Origin of the sequence: Streptomyces sp. NPDC001508, from assembly GCF_040298665.1 — a bacterium.
In the GTDB taxonomy this organism is placed as follows: domain Bacteria; phylum Actinomycetota; class Actinomycetes; order Streptomycetales; family Streptomycetaceae; genus Streptomyces.
The window spans coordinates 1-24913 of the sequence record NZ_JBEPAP010000076.1; the positions used below are offsets into that span (position 1 = coordinate 1).

Consider the following 24913-nt stretch of genomic DNA (forward strand, 5'->3'; position numbering starts at 1 on the left):
TCTTCCAGGAACTGGGCACCGACAACGTCATGGCCCTGAACACCGCGTTCGGCGAGGAACTCGACGACGACGGCAACACCACCCCCCAGTCGAGGAAACCCCGCGCCGCGAAGAAGATCGTCGCCACCTGCCCGCACTGCCTCAACACCCTCGCCAACGAATACCCGCAACTCGGCGGCGACTACGAGGTCATCCACCACACCCAGCTCCTCCAGCACCTCGTCGACGAGGGCAGACTGATCCCCGTCACCCCCGTCGAGGGCCTCATCACCTACCACGACCCCTGCTACCTCGGCCGCCACAACAAGATCTACACACCCCCGCGCCAGATCATCGGCAGGGTCCCGGGCCTGCGCAACGAGGAGATGCACCGCACAAGGAACGCGGCTTCTGCTGCGGCGCCGGCGGCGCCCGCATGTGGATGGAGGAACGGATCGGCAAACGCATCAACGACGAACGCGTCGACGAAGCCCTCTCCCTGAACCCGGACATCGTCTCCACCGCCTGCCCCTTCTGCCTCGTCATGCTCACCGACTCCGTCAACGGCAAGAAGAACGAAGGCAAGGCCAAGGAATCCATCCAGGTCGTGGACGTCGCCCAACTACTCCTCGACTCCGTCAAGACACCGGTGGCCTGAGGTGATCGAAGCGCCGACGGCCACCGACGTCCCCATGCCCAACCCTTGTTTCGGGCATGCAGTTCGGGGATCAGGCGCGGCGCAACCGATTCAGCACAGCGTCGGTGAAGTCTGCGGTCGTCGCCGTTCCCCCCAGGTCCCGGGTCCGGACGCCATCGGCCAGGGCCGATTCGAAGGCGGCCGTGAGGCGCCGGCCGGCCTTGGCCTCTCCCAGGTGGTCGAGCATCATCGCGCCGGCCCACATCTGGCCCACGGGGTTGGCGATGCCCCTGCCCGCGATGTCCGGGGCGGAGCCGTGGACGGGCTCGAACATCGAGGGGTGTTCTCTGCTCGGGTTGAGGTTGGCACTCGGGGCCACACCGATGGAGCCGGCGAGGGCGGCCACCAGGTCGGAGAGAATGTCACCGAACAGGTTCGAAGCGACGACCACGTCGAGCGTTCCAGGCTTGAGAACGGCGCGTGCCGCCAGGGCGTCGATCAGGACCGACTCCAGCCGGAGCCCCGGGTACCGGGCGACGGTCTCGGAGACGACTTCGTCCCAGAACGGCATCGAGTGGATGATCCCGTTGGATTTGGTGGCGGACACGAGCGACCCGGACCGCGTCTGCGCCAATTCGGCCGCGTAGCGGGCAGTGCGTTCCACACCTGCGCGGGTGAACAGCGCCTGCTGGGTGGCCATTTCCTGTGGCAGTCCCCGGTAGGCCCGGCCACCGATCTCCGAGTACTCGCCTTCCACGTTCTCGCGTACGAGGACGACGTCCAGGGACTGCGCATCGCGCAGTGGTGACACGATGCCGGGCAGCAGCCGCACCGGACGCAGGTTGATGTACTGCAGGAACGCCCTCCGGATCGGGATCAGCAGACCCCACAACGTGACATGGTCGGGTACCTCGGGCGTACCGACGGCACCCAGGAAGATGGCGTCGCCGTCCGCGAGCTGCTCCAGACCGTCCTCGGGCATCATCCGCCCGTCCGCGAGGTAACGCTCGGAACTCCAGTCGCGCTCACGCCAGCGAATCGTGAAACCCTCGTCGCGGGCCACGGCGTCGATGCACCGCATGGCCGCCGGCGCGACCTCCTTGCCGATGCCGTCACCCGCGATGACATCGACGACGTACGAAGCACCCATCTGGCCGCGGCCCCTCACTTCTCGGTCAAAAGAGCGTACAGCTCTTCCGCCTGCTCCGGGCTGTGGGTCGCCAGTTGCTGGTAGTAGCCGGTGCGGGCGATACGGTACTGACCGACGGCGTTGAGGCTTGCCAGCATCTCGGCCTGCTTGACAGCGATGATGTTCGGGTCGATGACGGAGATGCCGCGCAGGCTCTCGTCCTTCGCCGCGGTGATCTCGTAGCAGGCGGAGACGATGGTGCAGGCGATGACCACCGTCTCGGCGCCGGTCTCCTTCATGATGCGCAGACTGGTGTCGTAGGCGTCCTTGGCCACCACGGCCGGGTCTTTGATCATGTCGTAGATGAACCAGCCAACGTGCGAGACGGCCTTGCAGTTCTGCTCCTGGCCGTAGATCCGGACGCGGTCCGCGATCTCGGTGGCCGCCTTGTGATGGTCGGTCACGACGGCGTAGCGGTGGCCGAACGGGCGGGTGTTCATGATCGATGCCTCAAGCGGTCCCACTACGGGAATGTTGACCAGCTCGCGGCACTGCGTCAGGCCCGGGTCGTAACAGCAACCGATGACGAACGCGTCGAAGCCGTCCTTCTCGGCCTGGACGGCGGCTTTCATGATGCCGACCTCGACCAGGTGCTTGGCCGCGAAGTAGTCCATGTTCTCGGGGACGATGTCGAGGTGGCGGACCTCGACCTCGGTGCCGCTCTGGAGCGAGGGTGTGAGCACGTCCTGGATCAACTGGTCGTAAGCGGGGGTGCCGAACGGGTTCAGAAAGCAGATACGCATGGTGACATCCAGGTGGGTCGAGGCGGGCGGACAAAAGGGGAGCAGGGGGCGCGTCAATCGGTCGACGACAGGAGCTTCGCGTACAGGTCGGGTCGGTGCAGCTTCAGGCCCGGGGCCTCCGGCTTCTCGCGCGAGGCGAGAAGGAGATCGTGATCCAGGTCCACCACCAGTACGTCTTCCTCGGTGGTCTGCGTGATGCCCATGATCCCGTCGTTCTTACCGACGGTCTTGTCGACCGGACCGGTTACCAGAGCCTTGCCGACGGCGTACATGGGGGCGTCCTCGGGAAGGCCGCTGTGGCCGATGAGGGGGGAATGGACGACGTAGAGCTGGTTCTCGATGGCGCGGGCCTGGCAGCCGGTGCGCACGCGGTGGACTCCGCGCCGGTTCCAGGTGAGGGACGGACACAGGATGAGGTCCACGCCCTTGCGCATCAGGTGGCGCGACAGCTCGGGGTACTGGATGTCGGCACAGATCAGCAGGCCGGCGGTGAACGGGCCGATCTTGGTGATGAGGAGGTCGTCGCCGCCTCGCGCGCCGAGATCGTGTTCCTGGGGGGTGAGATGGAGCTTGTCCTGGGACTCGATCCGACCGTCGGGGTGCACGACGTAGGCGGTATTGCGCAAGGACTTGTCCTCGGCGACGCGGTTGTGGCTGCCGCCGACGACGATGATGTCGTGCTCGGCCGCTATGCGCCGCAGACCGGCGACGATGTCGTCGGTGAAGGCGGGCAGGACGTTCCAGTAGTCCGATTGGATCGTCTTCGTCGTGACGGTGTGGTCGGTGATGGCACCGAGCAGACCGGTGCTGGCGAGTTCCGGGAACAGGATGAGTTCGGCGCCCTGCTCGGCGGCCTTTGCCACAAGTCCCTCGATGTGCGCGAGAAAATGGTCCGACGACCGCTCGGCCCGCAGCTCGAACTGGGTGGTGGCGATCTTCAAGGTGCTCATGACGAGGCGACTCCTGCTTTCTGCAGAGCGGACGCGACCTGGCGGCGGCCCACCTTGTCCGCGGTGGTGTTCTGGGGCGGTTCGGGGACGAGGACGCAGGCGCCCGGCACCGTGCAGGAGGCCGGCCGGCCCGAGCAGTGGGCGGCGGCCGCTGCGCGGCCGAACGAGTCGGGATCGTCGGCCACGACAGCCGGCGCGGCGGCCCTGTGGTTCATCAGGCCGATCGGCTCACCATAGGTCAGCTCGTGGTCACCGTCGATGGTGGCCGGCCTTTCATGTTTCTCCGCGCCGGTTTGTCGAGACAGCGTCGCCGATGTCTTCGCCTGCATCACCGGTACTTCTCTACGTCGGCCAGCTTCGGGTCGATGTTGTACTTCTTGAGGATCTCCGCGATCCGGCCGGAGGAACGAAGCCCGGCCAGCTCCTTGTTGAGGGCGGCGGTCAGCTCGTCGTTGCCCTTGGTGTGCGGGTAATTGGGCAGGGACGGCTTCTCGGAGACGGCGACGGCCGCGGTCGGGCGCATCGTCTTGGCGACGATGTCCTTGAAGCGCGCGCTCTGCGATACGAGGTAGGGCGCGTCGATACCGCCCAGCACGGCGGCGGCGGTCCGGCCCGTGGCGAGGTCCGAGAGCGCCGCGTCGGTGCTCTGGTACTCCTTCAGCTTGTCGCCGTACAGCTTCTTGAGATCGGGCACCCAGGCGTAACCGGTGACCGTGCCGACGGTCTTGCCCTTGAGCGCGTTCGCGTCTGATGTCGCGCTCTTCGAGAGGATGGTCGGCAGCTCGACGTATACCGGATCGGACTGGTTGACGACCTTGCCGCGATCGGGTGTGGCGTACCACCCGCCGGCCGTGATGTCGACCCGCTTGGTTCGGACGGCCTCGATGTCGCCGGCGGCCGGAATCACATTCCAGGACGCTTTGAGGCAGGCGTCTTTCGCGAACTGATTGAGGGTCTCCAGATCAATGCCCGACTGCTTGCCGCCCGCGTTGCTGAAGTACGGCGGGGCTTCCGGCGCGGCGATGGTGAGAGTGCCCTTGCTGATGGTCGGGAAGGTGAACTTGGGCTTGCAGTCCTTGCTGACGCTGGTGGCGGTCGAGGACGACGAGCCGCCACTACAGCCGGTGAGCAGGCCCAGAACCGAGACAGCGGCTGTGGCCATGAAGAGGGGACGAGCGGTTCTCATGAATTCTCCACCTTTTCGGGTCTGCGCCGACGTATGGCCGACACGAGGAGGGACGTCGTCTTCGGAGGTGAGTGATGTTTCTTCTCCAGTGCCGCTACCAGTCGAGAACCGGGGATGGAGAAGAACGCGTAGATGAGCCCTGTCAGGACGAAGGTGCTCATGTACTTGAAGTTCGCGGAGGCGATGGAGTGCGCGGTGCTCATCAGTTCGGGGGCGGAGATCGCGAAGGCCACGGAGGTCGTCTGGAAGTAGACGATGACCCAGCTGATCAGTGGGGGCGTGACGATCCGCATGGCCTGCGGCAGGATGACCCGCTGCATTTCCACACGTTTGCTCAGGCCCAGAGCCTGTGCCGCTTCCGACTGGCCGACGGGAACCGCGTCGAGGCCGGAACGGAACGCCTCGGATGTGTAGGAGGCGAAGTTCAGCCCGAGGGCGATCGAAGCCGCGGAGATGGCCTCCAGACGGATTCCGGCATCGGGCAGACCGAAGTACACGAGGTACACGAGCACGAGGGAGGGAATCCCCCGGCCGATCTCCATGAGGACGATGCCGAGCCATCGCACGGCTGCACGCCGGCTGCGTCGGGCGAGGGCCAGGGCGATGGCGAGTGGCGTGCCGATCAGGATGGTCGCCAAGAGCAGTTCGAAGCTGACCTTGAGTCCCGGCAACAGGCTCGGGAGGGTGTCCCACCATTCCGACAGGGTGTTCATTGTCAGGTCCTCGCCTTCACGGGCTCCAGACGGTGCGACAGCCACCGTCCTGCGACGGCCACCGGGACGCTGAGCGCGAGATAGAGGACGGCGGCGCTGATGAATACCTCGAGGCCCTGGCCCGTGCGCTGGTTCTCCACCACTGCGAGCGCGGAGATGTCCTGGACCCCGATCACCGACGCGACAGCACTGTCCTTGAGGAGACCGATGAGGTAGGCGATCGCCAGCGGGATCATGGTCCTGACCGCCTGCGGGATCAGTACACGCAGGTAGATGACGGTTCTGCTGAGCCCGAGCGCCTCACCTGCCTCCGTCTGCCCGGTGGGGACGGCACGGAACCCGGACCGGTAGATCTCCGACAGGTACGCGGCCGAGATGAGACCGAATACGAGGATGCCCGCCTCGACCGGATCCATGGTGATGCCGAACTCGGGCAGGCCGAAGAAGACGAGGAACAACCAGGGAAGAGGGGGAATCGCCCGGAGCAGTTCGACGTAGCCGACGCCCAGGGCGCGCAGCGGCAGAAGACGCGAGCGCCGCAGGGCGCTGATCGGGATGGCCAACAGAAGTCCGATGAGGAATGCCGCGAACGTGATCTGGAGCGTGTACTGAATCCCGTCGACCAGCATCGGGAAGTGCTGTGTGATGTTCATCAGCGGTCCAGAACGGCTTTGAGGAAACGCTGCGTCCGCTCATGCTGCGGCGACCGCAGCACCTTCGACGGTTCACCTTCCTCGACAATGAGACCGTCACTGATGAAGACGACCCGGTCGGCCACGTCCTCTGCGAACTGCATTTCGTGCGTCACCACGATCATGGTCATGCCGGTGGCGGCCATGTCCCGCATGACCCCCAGGACATCGGCGCCCAGCTCCGGGTCGAGGGCCGACGTCGGCTCGTCGAACAACATGACCTTTGGCTCCAGGGCCAGGGCCCTCGCGATGGCGATGCGCTGCTGCTGTCCGCCCGAGCACTGCGTGGGCCGGTGGTCCGCGCGGTTGCGGAGCCCGACGCGATCGAGCAGCGCGAGTGCACGCTCCCGCGACTCCTCCTTGCCGCGCCCCAGGGCGTGGACCTGGGCGAGCGTGATGTTCTCCAACGCGGTCAAGTGAGGGAAGAGGTTGAACGACTGGAAGACCATGCCCACCTTTCGGCGGAGCGCGGCCAGCTCACGGGCTCTCGGGTGTCGGCCGGGGCGATCGACCACCGAGACCCCGTCCACGCGAATGGCACCCGAGGTCGGCGCTTGAAGATGATTGATGCACCGCAGAAACGTGCTCTTTCCCGACCCACTCGGACCCACGATGGCAACTACTTCTCCGGAATCAACCTGCATGGTGATGCCATTGACCGCGGGCTTGCCCGCGAAGACGACTTTGATATCCTCGGCCTCCAGAAAGGGCCGGCCCGGACTGATAGTGCTCATCGCGTTGCAACTTCCTTGAGGAGTTGGCCGTCATATGGATGATGAAGGCGACGCTAGTGATATGCCGACGGCCGATCCATTGGTCGGATTCCGGTTCGCGTGGCGGCTCGCTGTGAGACGTCCAAGGAATGTGAGCCGCATTTCCCGCAGGGGCGCGACTTGATAGCTCGCGCCCCGTCGCGCGTCGCTTCAGACCGATGTCAGGGCTGCGGCGACGGCCGGAGGCAGCGGGCGGGCGGCTGCCGTATCGGCGTCGACGTTCACATAGACGATGTTGATCCTCGCCAGTTCCGCGGCGTCGCGCATCACGCTCAGCTCAAGCTCGAAGCTGGTGCGTCCGATCCGCACGCACGCCACCTGGACCTGTAGGACATCATCGAAGAACGCAGGAGCCTTGAAGAGCAGTTGGGCGCTGACCACGGACGGATCGACACCCGATGCGTTGAGCTTGTCGTAGGGCCAGCCCAGATGACGGAAGTACTCCGTCATCGCCACGTCGGCGATCTCCAGATAGCGGCTGTTGAAGAGAAACGACTGCGCGTCCGCCTCGTGGTACCGCACGCGATGCGTATGGACGAATGCCGAGGGCACTGCCCGCGAGTCGGCGCCGACGCAGATGCCGTCGGGGCCGGCGTTCGTCACTGCTTCCTCCTGAACATGACGATCCACTGGCCTTCTTGGCAGACCTCGTCGTTCTGGTTGGTCACCTGGACGTCGAAGGTGACGATTCCCCGGTCCGGCTTCGAGGAGGAGGGTCGGATTTCGGCGACCTGCTGGTGAACCTTGATCGTGTCGCCGATCCGTACAGCTGCCTTGAGGGTCCAGTTCATGCCGAGGAAGGCGATGGCCGTGCCGTCCTTGATGCCCAGTCGGGACTCAAGCCCGGTGGCCACGGCGAAGACGCCCGGTCCGTGAAAGATTCGGCCGCCGAATTGTGTGTTCTTCGCGAATTCCTCATCGGTGTGCAGCGGGTTGAAGTCGCCGGATATTCCCGCAAACGCGACGACGTCAGCCTCGGTGATGGTGCGAGCGGGAGTGACCCAGCTCTGGCCCACCGAGAAATCGTCGAAGTGCAGACCGGGCGCGGCGACTTCTGTTTCCAACAGGGACATATGCCTCAACTTTCCAGTTTATTGCCCGTCCTGAGCGGTAACAGATCCCAGTCTCGCCTCCGATGTCGGGTGGCACCATTGGTCTCGTTCCGAAAGAGCCGCTTCGTATGCGGGAGATTTCCAGAGCAGAGACGGATCGGAAGATCAGAAACAAGCGGGCTTCGCTCCCAAGCCTTCGGGAGCGAAGCCGGCAGGGGCGGAGCGACGGTCGGCGGTCAGCGTTCCGGACCCACGGCCGCACCGAAACGCTCGGCAAGACCCCGCCCGGCCTCGTCGAAGACGGCCCCCTCGGCCTCCGCTCCCCGCGCCATCGCCGTCTGACCGGTCCTCGCACCCGGAGTGATGCCGCGCTGGGCGCGGGACTGCGCTTCCACCATGGACAACGCGGTCAGGGCCAGGAAGAGCGAGGACACCGCGGCCGGGTCCCGCAAGCTGAGGTCCAGGGTCGACTCTATTTTCGACAGGCGGTATCTGAGCGAGTTGTGGTGGACCGACAGCGCATCGGCCGCCTCCATGATGTTCTGCCGGTGCTCGAAGTAGGTGGAGAGCGTGAGCAGCATGGTCTGCTTGTCCTCCAGCGGCCGCAGCAGTTCGTTCGCCCACTCGCCCATCTTGTCGAGACCCACATCGGAGAAGAGACGGGTCGCGAAGTCGAACTCCTCGTTCGACATGCTTCGCCGGGTGGTGTCCTCGCGGCGCAGGAATCGCACGGCGAGCTGGGCGTCGTGGTAGGAGTCGACCACATGGCCGACGTCGACCGCGTTGCGGCCGATGCCGAGCAGAAAGTCCTCGGACGGCTGGCCCACTTTGACGAATGTGCGTCTGACGGTGGAGGCCGAGGCCTGCAGAAGCCCCACGACGGCGTTCTCCCGGAGCACGAGCAGGTGCGGAATGCCGTCGCTGTTCAGATGACGCTGCAGATGGAAGTACAGGTTCTCAAGTGCCGACATCTCCCGGGCAGGGGAGCGGGCGTGCTGGAGTTCCGCGAAGATCATGCGGGTCTCCTGCTCGAAGGAGATCCCCAGGGAGGCCATACGGCCGGCCAGTTCGGTGTTCTGGCGCTCCAGGCGCATCGCCAACGCCTCCTCCAGGACGGCGCTGCGTACGGCCTTCTCCTGCTGCTGAGCGGCGATGTCGATGTGAAAGCTCGTCTCCGCGAGCGAGGCCGCGATGTACACGGCCGCCTCTGAGTAGCGGTCGGGAAAGGACGCCCGTCGGCTGGTGGCGAGCAGCCAGCCGTCCTTCTCTCCCGTGGACGCGCTGGTGGCGACTCTTACGGCGATCCCGTACCAGCCGCCGACCGCGAAGGTCTGGGAGTCACTCTGGGTGCGGCTGATCTCGGGAATCAACAGGGACAGGGGAAGGGGACCGGTGGGGTACTCGGCTGTGCCGGCGGCACCGATGACGGTGACCACCGCGTTGCACATCTTGGCCACACGAGAGGTGAGGGCCTTGAGGGGAACCGGTTCGGCCAGTGCTTGGGTCAGCGAGCGCTGCAGGGACGTGAGCCGTCCGGTGAGAGTCTTCTCGACGAGAGTGGTCGCCCTGGCGATCTCGCAGATCAGCTCCGCCGGATCGCCGTCGGCGGGCAGTCCCAGCAGGATGTGCTGACCCGCGGCCGCCTCCAGCCCTTCCGACGTGCCGTTTTGCGGCAGCCAAGTGACGATGATGCGCGAGCCGGGAAGATCGAGCACCTCGGAGAGACCGGTGAGGAGCGAGGCGCCGTCTTCCGGACGGTGCACGCTCACCAGCACCATGTCGTCCTGGTGGCTGCTCAAGTCATTGCCCAGCAGGAGTTGCGCACCCCGGATCACCCGAGAGTCGGCGTGCGGCGTGCCGACGAGCAGGGTCAGGCCCAGCCGGTCACTCCTGAGGAGGTCCCCGAGCGTGCACTCAGTCGCCATGTCTGTCATGTGAAGGTCCCCACACAGTCCGGGAGCATCTGTTCACCTGCCTGTCTACACACCCTCGCGATCCGGCCAGCCTAGGCAGCATCCAGTCTTGTCCTGCTTGTAATAGTTATCAATGTGGGCACCTCGTGATCGGGAGCATTCCAATACGACTTCTGATCGCGTCTGCCTATGGTGGTGCGAGGGGACCAGCAAGGATGGGGCGCCGCCTCCGGCGGCCTGCGGCGCGCCCTGGTGAGATGATCGGGGACCTCGCGCGACTGATTCGATCATGGGCACACAGGGAGGCAGCATGGACGGGCTCCGGGCGCTCGACACGGCCGACATCGTTGTGGTCGGGGGCGGGATCGTCGGTCTGTGCGCCGCGTTCGAGCTGAGCAGGCGCGGCTACGACGTGGTCATCGCGGAGCAGCGGATGTTCGCCTTCGGCGCCTCTGGGCGCAACCCCGGCGCCCTCTGGCTGCAGCTTCGCCGTAGCGGCTGCGAGCTGGAGCTCGCCCGGCGCGGCCTCGAACACTACGCCGCCTACGAGGAGGAACTCGGCCCGACCTTCGAGTTCCGCCGCAACGGCGGCTTGTTCTATTACGAGAACGAAGCCCAGAAGGCCGTACTGGACGACTACGTGGAGGATCGTCGTGCGGTCGGTCTCGACGTCTCCTTCGTCACGCCCCGCGAGGCACTCAAGCACTCCAACGTGCTGCCCGAGTCCGCCATCGGCGCCGTCTACTGCCCCGACGACGCGCAGATCGACACCCAGGCATTCGCTCGCGGCCTCGGCGCCGCCTGCCTGCGTCGCGGTGTTCGTGTCTTTCAGAACACAGCGGTTCTGGGAACACTGCGGCAAGGTGACACCGTCATCGGTGTCCGCACGGTCCGTGGCGACATCCACGCCGGCGGAGTGGTGTGGGCGACCGGTGCCTGGTCGGTGAATCTGCGATCGGAAGGCATCGACCTCCCCATCGTGACCTCACGGGTGGGCCAGATGGTCACCCAGCCGATCGCGTACTCCCCGGGAGCCGTGCTGCACGGTCCACGGGGCGTGGCCTCCTGCGGAGCGCTGACCGACCTGCCGTCCTATGACCCCCGGGTGTTCGCGCCTCCGCGGCCGACGGGGGCGGACGACGGCTTCGGCTACGACGACACCCTCGCGCAGAACACCGAGGGCGCACTGCTGATCGGCAACAGCTTCGACGGGCCCGGTTCCCTCAATCCGCACATCAGCATGTCGGCGACCCAGGCCATGATCGACACCACCCTCGATCGAGGCGCACGCCTGGGCGAACTCGGTGTCACCGGTCTGTGGGCGGGCCTGGTCGGTCACACCCGCGACCAACTGCCCATCGTGGACCGTATCGAGGGCATCTACGTCAACACCGGCCACTCCTACGGGGTGGCGACCGGTCCTGTCTGCGGGGAGATCCTCGCCCAGATGATCGTCGGCGAATCGGACCCGCTGCGCGAGCATCTCGCCATGGACCGGCCTCGGCTGCACGACCGGGAGTGATCCTGTAGATCTTCGGGCTTTCCGATCGCGGCGGAGACCCGCCTCCGTGAACGATGAAGCCACGTATCACTTTCCGTGCGGACCGCAGAAACCACGTTCCTGTGTTCTTCACCGACGTCGGGCGGGTTCTTGATGAGATTTCCAGTGGAAGCCCGAATCGGCGCCGCTTACGGTGACGGCACCCTTAATCATCGGGCGGACACAAGGAAAGACGGGAGGCCACCCGGATGGCATCGTCGAGCAGGTACGACATTCTTTTCGAGCCTGTGCAGCTGGGACCGAAGACTGCTCGCAACCGCTTCTGGCAGACACCCCACGCCGCGGGTTTCGGCACCGAGCGGCCCAGCCACATGGCCGGCTACCGAGGGATGAAAGCCGAGGGCGGGTGGGGTGTGGTCTTCACCGAGGCGACCTCGATCGCGCCGGAGGTGGACAAATCGCCGGCGCCCCTCGCGCGCCTGTGGGACGAGGGTGACATACGCAATTCGCGTTACGTCGTGGACCGGATCCATGAGCACGGCAGTCTGGCCGGAATCGAACTTGAGTACCACTCCTCCATCGGGTTCTCCACGGAGGGACGCGGCCTCAACGCACGAGGCGTCATCCCGGTCGCCGGTGAGTCCGGGTTGCCGGTCGGCTACGCGGCGACCTGCGCGGCACTGGAGCTGGAGGACATCGAGGAGATCCAGGACCTGCATGTCAAGGCCGCGCTGCGGGCCCGCGATGCGGGTTTCGACCTGATCACCTTCCACTGCGGGCACGCGGCGTCGATCCTGGCGCACTTCCTCATCCCGTACTACAACACGCGGACCGACGCATACGGCGGCAGCTTCGAGAACCGGGCCCGATTCGCGCGCGAGACGCTCACCAAGGCCCGGGCGGCCCTGGGGGACTCGGCGGCGGTCGGACTCCGATTCGGGGTGGACACACTGGACGAGCCGCTCGGAATCGGTGAGCGCGGCATGCGGGCGCATGGCGAGGCCCCGAAGTTCATCGCGTACATGGACGACCTCGTCGACTACTGGGACCTGGTGATCGGAGGCTTCGACTGGGGACTTGACGCCCAGTCGTCGCGTACGGCCAAGGAGAACCACGAGGCCCCGTTCGTCGCCCATCTGAAGAAACACAGCAAGAAGCCGGTGGTCAACGTCGGCAGGTTCAACAGCCCCGACACCATGGTCGATGTCATCCGCTCGGGACAGTGCGACTTCATCGGCGCCGCACGCGCCGGCATCTCGGACCCTTTCCTGCCGGAGAAGATCCGCACAGGGCGGATCGAGGACATCCGCGAGTGCATCGGCTGCAACTTCTGTGTGTCCAGGGACGTCGCCCACGCGCACCAGATATGCACGCAGAACGCCACGATCGGCGAGGAGTTCCGGCGCGGCTGGCACCCCGAGCGCTTCACACAGGCGAGCAACCACGACAACGACGTGCTGGTCGTCGGTGCGGGCCCGGCCGGCATGGAGTGCGCGATGGTCCTCGGGAAACGAGGGATGCGCAATGTCCACCTCATCGAGGCCACCGGGCAGCTCGGCGGATGCCTCAACTGGGTGACCAAGATCCCGGGGCGTGAAGAGTGGCGGCGCCTCATCGAGTACCGCGAGTTCCAGCTGTCGAAGCTGAACAACGTCACGACGATCTTCAACACCCGGCTCGACGCCGACGAAGTGCTCGACTACGGCGCGGGATTGGTGGTCGTGGCCACCGGCTCCCGGTACAGCCGCGCAGGTCTGTCCCCGTACGACCGTCGCCCGATGGACTTCCTCTCCGCCCTTGGCGAGCGCCTGCTGACGCCGGAGGACGTCCTGGAGGCGGGAAAGCCGGTAGGGGAGCGGGTTGTCATCATCGACACCGACGGCTACTTCGTCGGCCCCGGCCTTGCGGAGTACCTTGCGAAGGACGGCCATGCGGTGACCGTGGTGACACCCGCCGAAGCACTGGGGCACTACACCAAGTTCACGATGGAGTACCGGCGCCTGATGCTCGACCTGGAGACGTTGGACGTGGACATCCGGACCGGCAGCACGGTGACCGGAGCGACCTCGAACGGCTTGCAGGTGCTCAGCCATGGAAAGACGTCCGACCAGGCCGTGGACAGCGTGATCCTGGTCGGCCAGCGCGAGGCGCAGTCCGGGCTGTACCGGGAGCTGAAGGGGCGCTCGGCGCAGTGGGCCGAGAACGGGATCGAAGCGGTGTACCGGATCGGCGACTGCGTGCGGCCGAATTTCATCGCGGACGCCGTCTTCTCCGGGCACCGCCTCGCCCGGGAGATCGACTCCCCGAGCCCCGCCCAGCCGCTGCCTTTCGTACGCGAGCGTCGTCTGATCGACGCCACCGAGGACGACTTCGTCGTCGGCGGCCGGGCGACCTCGCCCCTGTACTGACCCGGCGGAACACGATGAGGCGGGCCGCGCGGTGGCGGGGCCCGCCGCATGTGTTGCGATGGCCGTCGGCCCTTCCGCTCGGCGACCGCTGCGGTAAGTCGCATGTCGACCTCGGGCCGGACGGGGCCTTATCGGGCGCGGTGGCGTCGGCTTGACCTGGATGACCGGTGTGCCCACCCGTGACCTTGCCGGTGACTACGTAGGACGCGGCGGACACCGACTGGGTCGTGGTGCCGCCCGCGCGGATGTCGACCGCGCCGGTGATCCGCTGTCCAGGCGCACTGCCGTCCGCGCGGCGATCTCCTTGCCCTGCGCCGTCGAGGGCAGCGGCGTGTCGGACCCACCGGGGAGTCTGGCCATGAATCGGTGCTGTTCCAACGTGTCGTTCCACATGTGGTAACTCCACCAGTGACGTGCCGGGGGAGCGCCGACCTAATGTGTGAGGCGTCGGGTGATATCAGCGCCATGACCGAGAAAAGCCGACGTAGAACGCGAGAACGGGAAGAGGATATGACGGAACCCAGGAGCGTCGTTGTCACCGGTGCCGGAAGCGGGATCGGGGCGGCGGTGGCGGCGACTTTCGCGGAAGCCGGTGACCGTGTTTTCCTGGCTGACCTGTCCGAGGAGCGCCTGGACCAAACCGTGCGGTCGCTCGGCTCCGAACTGGTTCAGGGCCGTCCGGTGGACGTCACGGACGCCGCGGCTCTCCATGACTTCGTCGACTGGGTGGTGGCGCGGACCGGCCGGGTGGACGTACTGGTCAGCAACGCCGGTGTGTTCGATGGGGTCGCCGACATCCAGGAGACCGGCGCCGAACTCTGGAACAAGATCATCGGGATCAATCTGACCGGCTGCTTCAACGCCGTCAAGGCAGTCTCCGAGCAGATGATCACTCAGCGCAGCGGCCGGATCATCACCATCGGCTCGATCGCGGCGAGCCGCGCCATGCCGGACGGCATCGCCTACTGCGCCGCCAAGGCCGGCATCGAGGGTCTCACCCGCCGTCTGGCCTACGACCTCGGGCAGTACGGCATCACCGCCAATGTCGTCGCTCCCGGCGCCATCCGCACCGGGATCCGGGCGACGTCCGAGGAGATCCTCGGTGACCTGGTCGACGCCAACCGAGGCGTCGGGGTCAACGCCGACCTGATGAACCTGCTGATCCCCGCCGGCCGGCCCGGCCTGCCGGAGGAGATCGCCGCGACCGTGTTCTTCCTCTCCGGCGAGGGCGCGGCCTACATCAGCGGCGACGTGGTCCATGTGGACGGCGGCTGGATCGCCACCTGACGCCGATGGCGGCCCGACTCCGCAGGAGAGGGCTTGCCCTTCCCCGACCCTCGCCGGATGTCTGATCGGAGCAATCATGTCCAACCGTCGTACGGTCCTCGGCGTCACCGAGGAGCACGAGGCGCTGCGTGCGGTGGTGCGCCAATTCGTGGACGAGCGTGTGATCCCCACCGCGATGGAGCGCGAGGCACGGGACGAATACCCCGCCGACCTTCTGCCCGAGATGGCAAAGCTCGGCCTCATGGGCATGTCGGTCCCGGAGAAGTTCGGTGGTTCGGACGTCGACTACGTCAGCTACGGCCTTGTCTTCGAGGAACTGGCCCGGGGCTGGATGGGCCTCGCCAGCGTCGTCGGCAGCTCGGCGAGCGGTGCCTGGCTCATCGGTAAGTACGGCACCGAGGAGCAGAAACAGAAGTACCTGCCGGAACTGGCCGCGGGCAAGCGGACCAGCGGTATCGCCATGACCGAGCCCTCCGTCGGCACAGACCTGAAGAACATCAGGCTCACCGCGGTGCGCGACGGCGACCATTACGTCCTCAACGGCACCAAGACGATGATCACCCAGGCCCGGCACGCGGCCCCCCTGGTGATGCTGGTGCGCACCGATGTGAACGCCCAGCCGGCCCACCGCGGCATGAGCCTGGTGCTGGTCGAGCGCCACATGTCCGGCTACACCATCAGCCGGGACATCAAGAAGCTGGGCCACCGCGGACTCGATCTGTGCGAGCTCGTCTTCGACGACGCGAGGCTCCCCGTCGGACAGTTGCTCGGCGACGTCGAGGGGCAGGGCTTCTACCAGATGATGTCCGCCCTGGACCGCGGCCGGATCTACATGGCCGGCGCCGCGGTCGGCATCGCCCGCGCGAGCCTGGAGGCCGCCACCAAGTACGCCACCGAGCGAGAAACCTTCGGGCACCCGCTCGGCGACTACCAGGCGGTCAAACTGAGGCTCGCGAAGATGGCGGTCGAGATCGAGGCATCCCGGCTGCTGATGATCAATGCCGCCGTGAAGACCCAGGAGGAGGGCCGGGCGACCGTGGAGTCGGCCATGGCCAAGGCACATGCGGCCGAGACCTGTCTCAACGCGTCGTACGACGCCATGCGCATCCTCGGCGGCTACGGGTTCACCACCGAGTTCCCCGTCGAACGGTACTACCGCGACGCGGCCCTCATGCCGATCGCCGAGGGCACGAACGACGTCCTGATGATGATGGTGGCCGACAGCGTCCTCGCGGCTCGGCGCTGACACCGGGGCCTTCCCTGAGGAGTGCCGGACAGGCTCCGTGGCACGGTCCGCCCTGTCCGGTACGAGAGCCGAGGATACGAGGCCGGGGCAGGCTGCCGACTCGGCAGGAGGTCAGCGGCGGAGAACCACGGGCGGCGGCGTCCCATCCGTGTTTGGCCGGCTCCGATCCGGAGCGTAGACGGTGGCGTCCGTCGGGCGGCGCTGACGCCGCACCGTCCCCCGCTGCCCGGCAGCGGGAGACGGTGCGGCCATGGTCAGACCCGGGTCCGTGTGGGCAGAGGAAGTAGGCCATTTCGCGGACGAGTTCGGGGCCCTTGGGCGCCCTCGGCGCACGAGCGGCGCTCGAACGCCGCCTCCACGGGAGGGAAACCGCCTGGAGGGGACGGACGCCTGAGGGCACCGTCCCCTCCATCGTGTACAGCTCGCGGGCCTTGGCGGGTGCGTCCGCCCGGTAGTGGCTTCATGGGCAGCGAGCACATAGCGCACCCGGTGTTCTCCCCAGCCAGGCACAAGCCCTGCAGTCGCCCGGAGTTGGGAAAGCCCGCGAACTCGGCCCGCTGCCACCTTCTTGCGGCACCTCGCTCAGCAGCCCGCGCACGATCGAGCACGGACGACGGGCGCGTCTCTCAACCAAGTTGGAAGCGGCTCACTTGCCGATACCTGCTCCGCGGGCTCCGCACAGCTCCCGCACGCGCGGGAACACCTCGGTTCCGAGAAGCTCGATCGCGCGCTCGTTCGCCGCGTCGTCGACCTCGCACCAAGGCACCTGAAGGACCAGGTAGTTGAAACCACGCTCGACGTACTTCATGATCTCCTGGACTGCCGTCTCAGGGTCGCCGATGATGAAGCGCTCGTGCGCCAGCTCATCGATCGGCAGGTCGAAACGGTCGTCATCGGCCGGCATCACCTTGTCCTGACCGTGACTGATGTACAACTCGTGATACTGCCGCTCCACATAGGGGCGCACGAGGCGCTTGGCCTCAGCGGTGGTCTCGGCGACGAAAGCCTCGCGCATCAGCGGCAACCAGGTGGGCCTGGGCCCGCGCTCAGCCGCACCATAGTGCTCAAGGAAGAGGTCCTGCTGACGACCCAGCGTGGTGAGGTTCGCGTGTGGACTGAAGAAGCAGGTGTCCGCGATCCGGGCGGCCCGCCGCACTGCCGCATCTGCGTTCGCGGCCAGCCAGATCTCAGGACCGGCCTGCGAGTGGGGCAGCAAGGTCGGCTCGACGCCCTTGAGTTCGAAGAAGTCGCCCGAGAAATCGAAGCGATCACCGCGCCACATCGCGCGGATGACCTCGATCATCTCCTCGACACGTCGTCCGCGAGTCTTCTTCTCGATCCCGAAGTGGTCCAGCTCCTCACCGTAGGCCGCCCCCACACCGAGGATGAAACGTCCCTCGCTGAGCACGTCCACCGTGGCCGCTTCCTCAGCCACATCCATCGGGTGAAGCAGGGGAAGCAGCAGGATTCCGGTGCCCAACTGCATATCACCCGCGAAGGACGCCAGGTTGCCGAGCAGCGGCCAGGGCTGGAGGATCGGGACCGGGTAGCGGGCGTAGTAGTGGCCCGTGAAGATCGCGTCGAAGCCGACGCGCTCTGCCACCTGCGTCTGACGGAGACTACGCCGGTAGCAATCGTGAAGAGATCGCCCCTGCTCCGTGAGCAAGTTCCACGCACTGCCCAGCTCCAGGCCGAAGCGAACCTCGACTGCCTCACTCAATTTTCGACACCTTCTCACGGGATCCGAGTCGTCCCTCCAGGGATGCGCCCAGTCTTTGCGAGGCGAGGCGAAGAAGCCATGTGAATAGTTCCAAGAGCCGACGCCAGTCTTCTCCGTGCCCACAAGCGGCGTGTTGTTTCACTGGCAGCGCGGTTGAAGCGACCGGCAGGCCATGGCCGCGCACCGACTCTTGTTCAGCAGACCTGGTTGCGGTGTGTGCCCCGGGAAGCCCTCTCGGGAGAGGGCGAGCACGGGCCGTGCTTTGACCGCGGTCTCCTCGAACTCGTCCTCCGGGTCCGACAGGGCGACGATCGTGCCGTCGACGCCGTAGCGGACCTGGCCCGGGGTGATGACGAGCGTGCGGATGACGGCGCTGAGGTCGACCGCTCCGGACAGCCGGAGGTGACCGAGTGCGCCCGAGTAGATGCCGCGCGATCCGCCTTCGAGCCGGTCGATGATGCCGCTCGTCGGCCCTCCAGGCCGTGCCCGCCGCCGGCGACCAACCCGTGGCCGTGGGCGGCAGGGAGAACCTGGTTCGCTCGGCGGTCACGGTGCAGGTGTCGAGCCCGGTCTGGGCCGGCAGGCGGCAGCGGAAGCCGACGCCGTCGTCGAAGACCCGGACGACCAGGTCCCAACCGTAGCCCGGCCGCCGGTTGCACGGTCCGCAGTACGCCTTCCCGGGCATAGACCGAGCGCGGCCGGTCGGCGCCGGTGGTGAGCGCTCCGCACGCTGACGACGTCGTGCCGGCGCTCGACGCAGGACCGGACGGGAGTCCCCCGGTACCCGGCTGGACCCGGCTCACCCCCGGCGGCCCCTACGACGACGAACGCGGCTTCGGCTGGACCAAAGGACGCACCGCGCGACCGAGGCACCGGCGACGCCCTGCGGCGCGACATCACCGGGACGAGTACGAAGACCGGAGCACCGTGCAGACGGGCCGTGCGGCTGGTTGCGGTGGTCGCGGCGACCGGCGTGATCGGGTTCGGCACGCAGCCGGCCACCACCGACCCCGGGGACCGTCCCGGCGGGGATGGACTGAGGACTCCGCGACCGTCCCGGCGGTCGGGACGAACGACAGTGGTCGTCGCTTCCGGTCAGCCGCGCCAGCGTGAACGACACTGCCGGCCCGGTCACCCAGATCCTGGACCTGCTGGACCAGATCTCCTGCGACCTCGGCCTGCTCCGGCAATGGCTGGGCTGTATGCCGCAGGGGCGTCCGCTGGGGCCGGGGTATGCCGGGAACGGCGCTGTACCGCTCGCCGCGTTGTGCGGCCTTGCCGAGGATGTGCCGGTTCTTCAGCTCTACGCGATGTGGCCGACGCCTGCTTTCGTGGGGCCCGGCGAGGGGGCGGTACCGAGTGAAGGGCGCAACTTGAGGGCGGTGGCAAGCGTGACCACGCTGTCGCCGTCCGCGGCCCCTTTGATCTCGTCCATCAGACGCTTCGCCCCGACTCGTCCGAGTTCCCGTGCCGGCAGGGAGACGCTCGCGAGCGTGCTCGGCATCGCGATCTCACCGGTGCAGAACTTCCAGGACTTCGGGGAGTTCGGGAGGTACTACGAGGGGCTGTTCGCCGTACTCTCGGATCCCGGGAATCTGGCTCGCCTCTTCCTCGAACTGGCCGAGGACGCCGCTGACGAAGGCGTCGTCTATGTCGAAGTGGCGGTGTGCCCGCAGTTTTACGTTTCGACGTGCGGGTGTCTCTCGGGGTGCGGCTCGATCGCTGGATCGATCCCGCCGGGCGCGGTTACTACTCGGGCGATGTACACATCCACGCCGGCGGTTGTTCGCACTACAGCCTGCCGACGGAGGGCGTAACGCCGGAGACGATGATCCGGCACGTCCGAGGCGAGGGGATCTGGGTGTCGAGCGTGCTGACCTGGGGACCGTGTTACTACTACCAGACGCAGTTCTTCACGGGCCGCAGTGTCAGCCCGCCCGCGACCTTGGAGTTCCCCTCGCACCAGGAGGCGCAGGGCGTGACATGGGAGCCGCAGCCCACCGCTCACGACGATCAGAGCGTGCTGCGCTACGACGTCGAGATCTCCGGGTTCCCTTCGAGTCACTCCGGCCATCTGATCCTTCTCGGTCTCACCGACCAGGATTACCCGGGGGCGAAGATCCTGGAGGACTGGCCGTCGTGGAACCTGCCGATCCATCGCTGGGCGCGGGCGCAGGGCGCGCTCACCGGCTTCGCACACTGCGGTTCCGGCATGGGGACCGCCTCCCGAGAACTGCCCAACTTCGACATCCCGCCGTTCTCGGCGATGGGCTCGAACGAACTCATCGTGGACGTGCCGCACGAGGCCGTCGACTTCGTCGCGGGCGCGGAGTTCGGGATCGCCGCGGAGATGAACACCTGGTATCACCTGCTCAACATCGGCTATCGCACGATGATGGTCGACGAGACCGACTTCCCGTGCATATCGGACGAACGACCCGGCATGGGACGCACCTACGTATCGCTGCCTCTGCCTCCGAAGGGCGACCGGGCGCTTGAGGCATGGCTCGACGGGCTCCGGACCAGGGCCTCCTACTTCGGGGACGGCCGCAGCCACGCCTTCGACCTGGCGCTCGACGGCGACCAGGCCCGCGAACAGCGCCGGACGGAGCCGGGTCGGGTACATGTGACGGCGACCGTCGCGGCATTGCTGCCGGAGCGGCGACCAGAGCCGACGATCGCAGGGTTCGACTATGACCTCGCTCCCGAGGAACTCACAGTTCCGAATACGCGACCCAATGAATGGGGCTTCTGGGAACCGTCCACCTGGCATCTCGAGTGGGCACGGATCGGCGACTCCCGATCCGTCTCGCTCGAGGTGGTCGTGAACGGCCACCCGGTCGCGTCGACTGACCTCGTCGCCGACGGCACGGAGCAGGATGTCGCCTTCGACATCGAACTGGAACGTTCGTCATGGATCGCGCTGCGTGTGCTGCCGAGCATGCACACACAACCGGTCTTCGTCGAGGTCGGCGACAGGCCCGTTCGTGCCTCCCGGCGCAGCGCCCAGGGGCTTCACGACTGCGTCGACAAGCTGTGGGAGGTCAAGAACGGCTTCATCAGGGCGGCCGAGCGGGACGAGGCGCGCGCCGCGTACGACCACGCCAAGACCGTCTATGCCGCCCGCCGCGACGAGAGCGAGGTCGAGTGATGCACCTGGTCGGTCGGTTGGCAGCAGATCACCTGCATCCGGTCTGCTGTGGGGCCCGGCACGGTGGCCTTTCCCGGATGAAGGGTGCGGGGCGACCCGGCCCGGACTCACGGCCCGGGTGACCCGGCCTCGGCTTACGGCCACCGTCCGTCGCCGCGGGACGAGTCGAGCGGCGAGAGGACGGTGGCCGCAGCCGGGCATCAGCCGCTCATGCAGGCGGCCACAGCCTCAGCGGGGGAGTGCGGCAACTACGTCGATCTCCACGAGGATGTCCATCAGGTCCGACCCGACCGTGGTGCGCACCGGGTACGGTTCGGTGAAGAACTTCCGGTAGACCGCGTCGTAGGCCGCGAAGTCACGGTGCAGGTGCTGGAGATGCACCGTCACCTTGACCACGTCGTCGGTAGTGAGCCCGCGCGCCGCGAGTACCGCCCGCACATTGCGCAGGACCTGCGCCGTCTGCTCCTCCACCGTGTCGGGCACCGCACCCGTTCTCGGGTCCTGCGGGCCGAACCCGGCCGTGAAGAGCAGCCCCGCTGCCACCACGCCCTGGCTGTACGCCCCCGCGGGGCGCGGCGCGTCCTCGGTGCGCACCGCCTGCTTTCCGTGCCCGCTCATCGCGTCAGATCTCCCTCGCGCTCGTTGACCGCGGCGAAGTGCCGCAGCTTGTCCTCGTCCACGGTGACGCCGAGACCGGGTCCTTCCGGTGTCCGCAGCCGCCCGTTCTCCAGGTGCAGCGGCTCGATGATGTCGTCGGCGTGCAGGTAGTACATGCTGTCGATGGCGCGCGAGAGCACCGGTGTGCTGGAGACGACCGCGAGGTGCGCCGCGGTCGCGATGCCCAACTCACCGCCGCTGTGCAGGTTCATGCCGAGCCCGAAGGTCTCGCAGTGCGCGGCGAGCGCCTTGGTGGCCGCGATGCCGCCCCACTTGTAGACATCACCGTGGATGACGTCGACGGCGTTCAGCCGTATCGCGGGAGCGAACTCCTCGAACCGCACCACGCACATGTTGGTGCACAGCGGGATCCGGACCTTCGCCTTCACCTGGCTCATGCCCTCGATGCCCGAGCAGGGGTCCTCCAGGTACTCCAGGTCCAGCTCCTCCAGGGCGATGCCCGCACGCACCGAGTCCGGCACCGACCAGGCCGCGTTGGGGTCGACCCGCAGGTTCACCTCGGGAAGCGCCGCCCGCAGCGCCCGCAAGATGGCCACGTCCCCGCGGACGTCCCTGGTGCCCTTGAGCTTGACGGCGTCGAAGCCGCCCTCCTCCACCACCCGCACCGCATGCTCGGCAAGTGCCCCGGCCAGTGCGGCGCCGCTCGCCCCGGGGGCGTCCGCGCGGGTGATGAGGGCCGTGATCGGGACCTCGTCGCGCACCCGGCCGCCCAGCAGGTCGGTCACCGGCCGGCCGGTCGCCTTGCCCATCGCGTCCCAGCACGCCACGTCGATGGCGGCGATCGCCGCGTAGCCGAGGTAGCCGTGGAAGAAGGGCACCATGTGGTGCCTGCGGTGGAAGCTCTCCAGCGCGAACGGGCTGGTGCCGATCAGGTCCTTGCCCAGCGACTCGACGATCGCGGCGACCGGCCGGCCCCACATCGTCTCGCCCCAGCCCTCGACGCCGCTGTCGGTGCGGATGCGGACCACCGTGCGGGTCTCTCCCGTCTTCGTCTCGAAAGAGCTGGTGAACGGGTTGACCAGCGGGAGGTTGACGACCCACACATCGACATCGACGATCTTCATGCTTCTTCTCTCCAACTCGGTGGTGCTCGGTGGTGTCGGGCTCGGTGGTGACAGGTCCGGTGGTGTCGGGCTCGGTGGTGACAGGTCCGGTGGTGTCGGGCTCGGTGGTGACAGGTCCGGTGGTGCCGGGCTCAGCGGTGTCGGGCTGCGCGGTGGCACAGGCCGGGGCTCAGCGGGTGGCCGCATCGAACGCCCGGATCGCGTGGGCCAGCCCGGCGGCCCGCGCCTCCAGCAGCCGGTGGCCGCGCGCCGCATCGGCCGACGAGGCGTCGTCGGTCGCCCCGCCGACCCTGGCCCACTCGCCGTGGCGCTCCACGGTCAGTCCCGGACAGGGCGGGTTGTCGAACAGCGGCGGCGGCTCCACCGGCGCGCGCGGCGGCACGGGGGTACGGACGAGGTGCGGATGGGCCGCCAGCATCAGCGACGTCTCGAACCACCCGGCATGCCCCGGTGTGACCTCGGGGCGCTCCGCGTCGTCCTCCCCGGAGGTCACCGTCCAGTACGAACACGCCGCGGCGGTCACGTCGCGGCGCAGCGCGAACCGCTTGACGGCCAGCCGCATGATCTCGTCGTTCCCGCCGTGCCCGTTGACCACCATGACCCGGCGGTAGCCGGAGGTGGCCAGCGAGTCCAGTACGTCGTCGAGGACCGCCCCCAGGGTGGCCGCACCGAGCGACACCGCTGCCGCGAACAGGTGGTGCGGGCTGTGACCGAAGGGCAGTGCGGGCAGGCGCACCAGCTCAGGGGTGCCGTCGTCCTGCGCGAGCAGGGCGGTGGCCCGGTCGAGCACCGCTTCCGCGAGCAGGGTGTCGGTGCCCATCGGCAGATGGGCGGCGTGCTGCTCCTGGGACCCGATGGGGAGCAGCGCGATGGCCCGTGCCCCGGCCGCCCGCACCTCCTGCCAGGTCGACTCGGCCAATTTCCGGTGGATCACAGTGCTACCTTCCTGAATGCCGGTCGTGGCAGAGTCGGGCCATGACCGATGAACGTTTCCCCTTGCGGCTGGTGCCCGAGCTCGAACCGCAACCGGTCGCACCGCGTGCTCCGCGCAGGCTGGGGGCGGTCGAGCTGGTGCCCGGCCGGATCACGGCCGCGGTCCTGGACATGTCCGGTGCGGTGCTGGAGCGGACCGAGACCGGGTACGACGCGGCCACCGCGCTGCCCGCCGACCTGGACGCGGCGCTCGCCCGCGCCGCCCAGGTGTTCGCCGGCGGCCCGCCGCAGGGCATCGGCGTGGCGGCGGCCGGGCTGGTCGACCCCGACGCGGGGCTGATCACCGAGGTCAACGATGTGCCGGCGCTGCGCGGTTATCCGGTGGTGGAGCGGCTGCGGGCGCTGACCGGGGTGCCGGTCAGGGTGGAGCACCATGCCAGGCTCCAGGTGCTCGGCGACCGGTGGTTCGGTCCCGGCCGGGGCCGGCGCACGTTCGCGTCGGTCTCGACCGGGGAAGTGCTGGGCGTGGGCATCCTCTACGCCGGCCGGGTGCTCGCCCCGCCCGGTGGCCGCAGCGGCGCCCATATGACCGTCTCGGCCAGCGGGGAGCGCTGCACCTGCGGCGGCCGCGGCTGCTGGAAGACCGTCGCCACCACCCGCTGGCTGCAGGCCAGGGCACTGGCCGCGGGCCTGGGCCAGGCGATGTCGCTCGCCACCCTGGTGGCACGCGAGGACGACGCCGCGCGGCAGGTGCTGGCCGAGTACGCGGAGAACGTCGTGCTGGGCCTGATGAACATTCAGCAGCTCTTCGCGCCCGGCCTGTTCGTGCTGCACGGCGAGGCGCGTGAGGGCGGCGAGCGGTTCCGCGGGCTGATCGAAAAGCGGCTGCGTTCGGACGTGGTCTGGGCGGGCGCGGAGAAGCCGCGGGTCGTGGTGAGCACGGCCGCCGTCGACGACGTGGCGCTGCTCGGCGGCGCCGGGATGGTGCTCTCGCAGGTGTAGGGGCGACGCCACCCGCCGCACCTCGGCCCGCGCCGGGTCGGCCGCCGTCCGGCCGCCGCACCCGGCCGGCGGGACGAGCAGCAGACACGGCGCCGC

22 protein-coding genes and 3 pseudogenes are annotated in these 24913 nt (G+C 67.6%); 8 read left to right on the plus strand and 17 right to left on the minus strand.

The window, feature by feature from the left end; all coding sequences use genetic code 11:
- Positions 1-628 (plus strand): annotated as a pseudogene (locus ABT245_RS39835) ((Fe-S)-binding protein); the annotation flags it as partial.
- A gap of 79 nt (positions 629-707) precedes the next feature.
- Here ABT245_RS39835 and ABT245_RS39840 read toward each other — a convergent pair.
- From ABT245_RS39840 to ABT245_RS39890, 11 genes are all read right to left on the minus strand, one after another.
- On the minus strand, positions 708-1766 hold the full coding sequence (locus ABT245_RS39840) for a tartrate dehydrogenase (protein WP_351744133.1): 1059 nt from the start codon (positions 1764-1766) through the stop codon (positions 708-710).
- Positions 1767-1780: 14 nt separating this feature from the next.
- A complete protein-coding gene (locus tag ABT245_RS39845) occupies positions 1781-2548 on the minus strand; it encodes an aspartate/glutamate racemase family protein (RefSeq protein ID WP_351744136.1) in 768 nt (255 codons plus the stop codon).
- 53 nt (positions 2549-2601) lie between these two features.
- Positions 2602-3498 (minus strand): nitrilase-related carbon-nitrogen hydrolase, encoded by an 897-nt coding sequence (locus ABT245_RS39850; RefSeq protein WP_351744139.1) that lies wholly within the window; start codon positions 3496-3498, stop codon positions 2602-2604.
- Positions 3495-3827, minus strand: coding sequence for a hypothetical protein (locus ABT245_RS39855; protein ID WP_351744142.1), 333 nt, complete (start codon positions 3825-3827; stop codon positions 3495-3497). Before ABT245_RS39855 ends, ABT245_RS39850 begins: the two co-directional genes overlap by 4 nt.
- The gene (locus ABT245_RS39860) at positions 3827-4684 is read right to left on the minus strand and encodes a substrate-binding periplasmic protein (RefSeq protein ID WP_351744145.1); all 858 of its coding nucleotides are present in this window, start codon (positions 4682-4684) and stop codon (positions 3827-3829) included. The genes ABT245_RS39855 and ABT245_RS39860 overlap by 1 nt, the downstream gene beginning before the upstream one ends.
- Positions 4681-5397, minus strand: a complete 717-nt coding sequence (locus ABT245_RS39865) for an amino acid ABC transporter permease (protein ID WP_351744148.1) — start codon at positions 5395-5397, stop codon at positions 4681-4683. The genes ABT245_RS39860 and ABT245_RS39865 overlap by 4 nt, the downstream gene beginning before the upstream one ends.
- 2 nt (positions 5398-5399) lie before the next feature.
- Positions 5400-6050, minus strand: coding sequence for an amino acid ABC transporter permease (locus ABT245_RS39870; protein WP_351744151.1), 651 nt, complete (start codon positions 6048-6050; stop codon positions 5400-5402).
- On the minus strand, positions 6050-6823 hold the full coding sequence (locus ABT245_RS39875) for an amino acid ABC transporter ATP-binding protein (RefSeq protein WP_351744154.1): 774 nt from the start codon (positions 6821-6823) through the stop codon (positions 6050-6052). The genes ABT245_RS39870 and ABT245_RS39875 overlap by 1 nt, the downstream gene beginning before the upstream one ends.
- 189 nt (positions 6824-7012) lie before the next feature.
- Positions 7013-7465 (minus strand): acyl-CoA thioesterase, encoded by a 453-nt coding sequence (locus tag ABT245_RS39880; protein WP_351744157.1) that lies wholly within the window; start codon positions 7463-7465, stop codon positions 7013-7015.
- Positions 7462-7935 (minus strand): MaoC/PaaZ C-terminal domain-containing protein, encoded by a 474-nt coding sequence (locus tag ABT245_RS39885; RefSeq protein WP_351744160.1) that lies wholly within the window; start codon positions 7933-7935, stop codon positions 7462-7464. The genes ABT245_RS39880 and ABT245_RS39885 overlap by 4 nt, the downstream gene beginning before the upstream one ends.
- Positions 7936-8150: 215 nt before the next feature.
- Entirely contained in the window at positions 8151-9839 is a 1689-nt protein-coding gene (locus ABT245_RS39890) for a PucR family transcriptional regulator (protein WP_351744163.1), read from the minus strand.
- Positions 9840-10137: 298 nt separating this feature from the next.
- Here ABT245_RS39890 and ABT245_RS39895 point away from each other — a divergent pair, with 298 nt between their 5' ends.
- The 4 genes from ABT245_RS39895 to ABT245_RS39910 all read left to right on the plus strand — a co-directional run bounded on the left by ABT245_RS39895 (position 10138) and on the right by ABT245_RS39910 (position 16269).
- Positions 10138-11349, plus strand: a complete 1212-nt coding sequence (locus tag ABT245_RS39895) for an NAD(P)/FAD-dependent oxidoreductase (RefSeq protein WP_351744166.1) — start codon at positions 10138-10140, stop codon at positions 11347-11349.
- Between the two features lie 266 nt (positions 11350-11615).
- The gene (locus tag ABT245_RS39900; protein ID WP_351744169.1) at positions 11616-13736 is read left to right on the plus strand and encodes an oxidoreductase; all 2121 of its coding nucleotides are present in this window, start codon (positions 11616-11618) and stop codon (positions 13734-13736) included.
- Between the two features lie 510 nt (positions 13737-14246).
- Positions 14247-15023, plus strand: coding sequence for an SDR family NAD(P)-dependent oxidoreductase (locus ABT245_RS39905; protein WP_351744172.1), 777 nt, complete (start codon positions 14247-14249; stop codon positions 15021-15023).
- A gap of 76 nt (positions 15024-15099) precedes the next feature.
- Positions 15100-16269 carry an acyl-CoA dehydrogenase family protein gene (locus ABT245_RS39910; RefSeq protein ID WP_351744175.1) on the plus strand — a complete coding sequence of 390 codons (1170 nt, stop codon included), beginning with the start codon at positions 15100-15102 and terminating at the stop codon, positions 16267-16269.
- A gap of 646 nt (positions 16270-16915) precedes the next feature.
- On the opposite strand, the gene ABT245_RS39915 is transcribed toward ABT245_RS39910, so the two are convergent.
- The 3 genes and pseudogenes from ABT245_RS39915 to ABT245_RS39925 all read right to left on the minus strand — a co-directional run.
- The gene (locus ABT245_RS39915) at positions 16916-17989 is read right to left on the minus strand and encodes an LLM class flavin-dependent oxidoreductase (protein ID WP_351744178.1); all 1074 of its coding nucleotides are present in this window, start codon (positions 17987-17989) and stop codon (positions 16916-16918) included.
- A 138-nt stretch (positions 17990-18127) separates the two neighbouring features.
- A pseudogene (locus ABT245_RS39920) lies at positions 18128-18481 on the minus strand (chorismate-binding protein); the annotation flags it as partial.
- Between the two features lie 19 nt (positions 18482-18500).
- Positions 18501-18674 (minus strand): annotated as a pseudogene (locus ABT245_RS39925) (glycoside hydrolase family 97 N-terminal domain-containing protein); the annotation flags it as partial.
- A 424-nt stretch (positions 18675-19098) separates the two neighbouring features.
- On the opposite strand from ABT245_RS39925, the gene ABT245_RS39930 reads away from it, so the two are divergent.
- Positions 19099-19806, plus strand: a complete 708-nt coding sequence (locus ABT245_RS39930) for a hypothetical protein (RefSeq protein ID WP_351744181.1) — start codon at positions 19099-19101, stop codon at positions 19804-19806.
- A complete protein-coding gene (locus ABT245_RS39935; RefSeq protein ID WP_351744247.1) occupies positions 19698-21140 on the plus strand; it encodes a CehA/McbA family metallohydrolase in 1443 nt (480 codons plus the stop codon). The genes ABT245_RS39930 and ABT245_RS39935 overlap by 109 nt, the downstream gene beginning before the upstream one ends.
- A 228-nt stretch (positions 21141-21368) precedes the next feature.
- Here ABT245_RS39935 and ABT245_RS39940 read toward each other — a convergent pair whose 3' ends face one another.
- From ABT245_RS39940 to ABT245_RS39950, 3 genes are all read right to left on the minus strand, one after another.
- On the minus strand, positions 21369-21758 hold the full coding sequence (locus ABT245_RS39940; RefSeq protein ID WP_351744184.1) for a RidA family protein: 390 nt from the start codon (positions 21756-21758) through the stop codon (positions 21369-21371).
- The gene (locus ABT245_RS39945; RefSeq protein ID WP_351744187.1) at positions 21755-22882 is read right to left on the minus strand and encodes a mandelate racemase/muconate lactonizing enzyme family protein; all 1128 of its coding nucleotides are present in this window, start codon (positions 22880-22882) and stop codon (positions 21755-21757) included. The genes ABT245_RS39940 and ABT245_RS39945 overlap by 4 nt, the downstream gene beginning before the upstream one ends.
- Before the next feature lie 169 nt (positions 22883-23051).
- The gene (locus ABT245_RS39950; protein WP_351744190.1) at positions 23052-23816 is read right to left on the minus strand and encodes a creatininase family protein; all 765 of its coding nucleotides are present in this window, start codon (positions 23814-23816) and stop codon (positions 23052-23054) included.
- Between the two features lie 41 nt (positions 23817-23857).
- Here ABT245_RS39950 and ABT245_RS39955 point away from each other — a divergent pair, with 41 nt between their 5' ends.
- The gene (locus ABT245_RS39955) at positions 23858-24817 is read left to right on the plus strand and encodes an ROK family protein (RefSeq protein ID WP_502982284.1); all 960 of its coding nucleotides are present in this window, start codon (positions 23858-23860) and stop codon (positions 24815-24817) included.
- Positions 24818-24913: the final 96 nt, after the last annotated feature.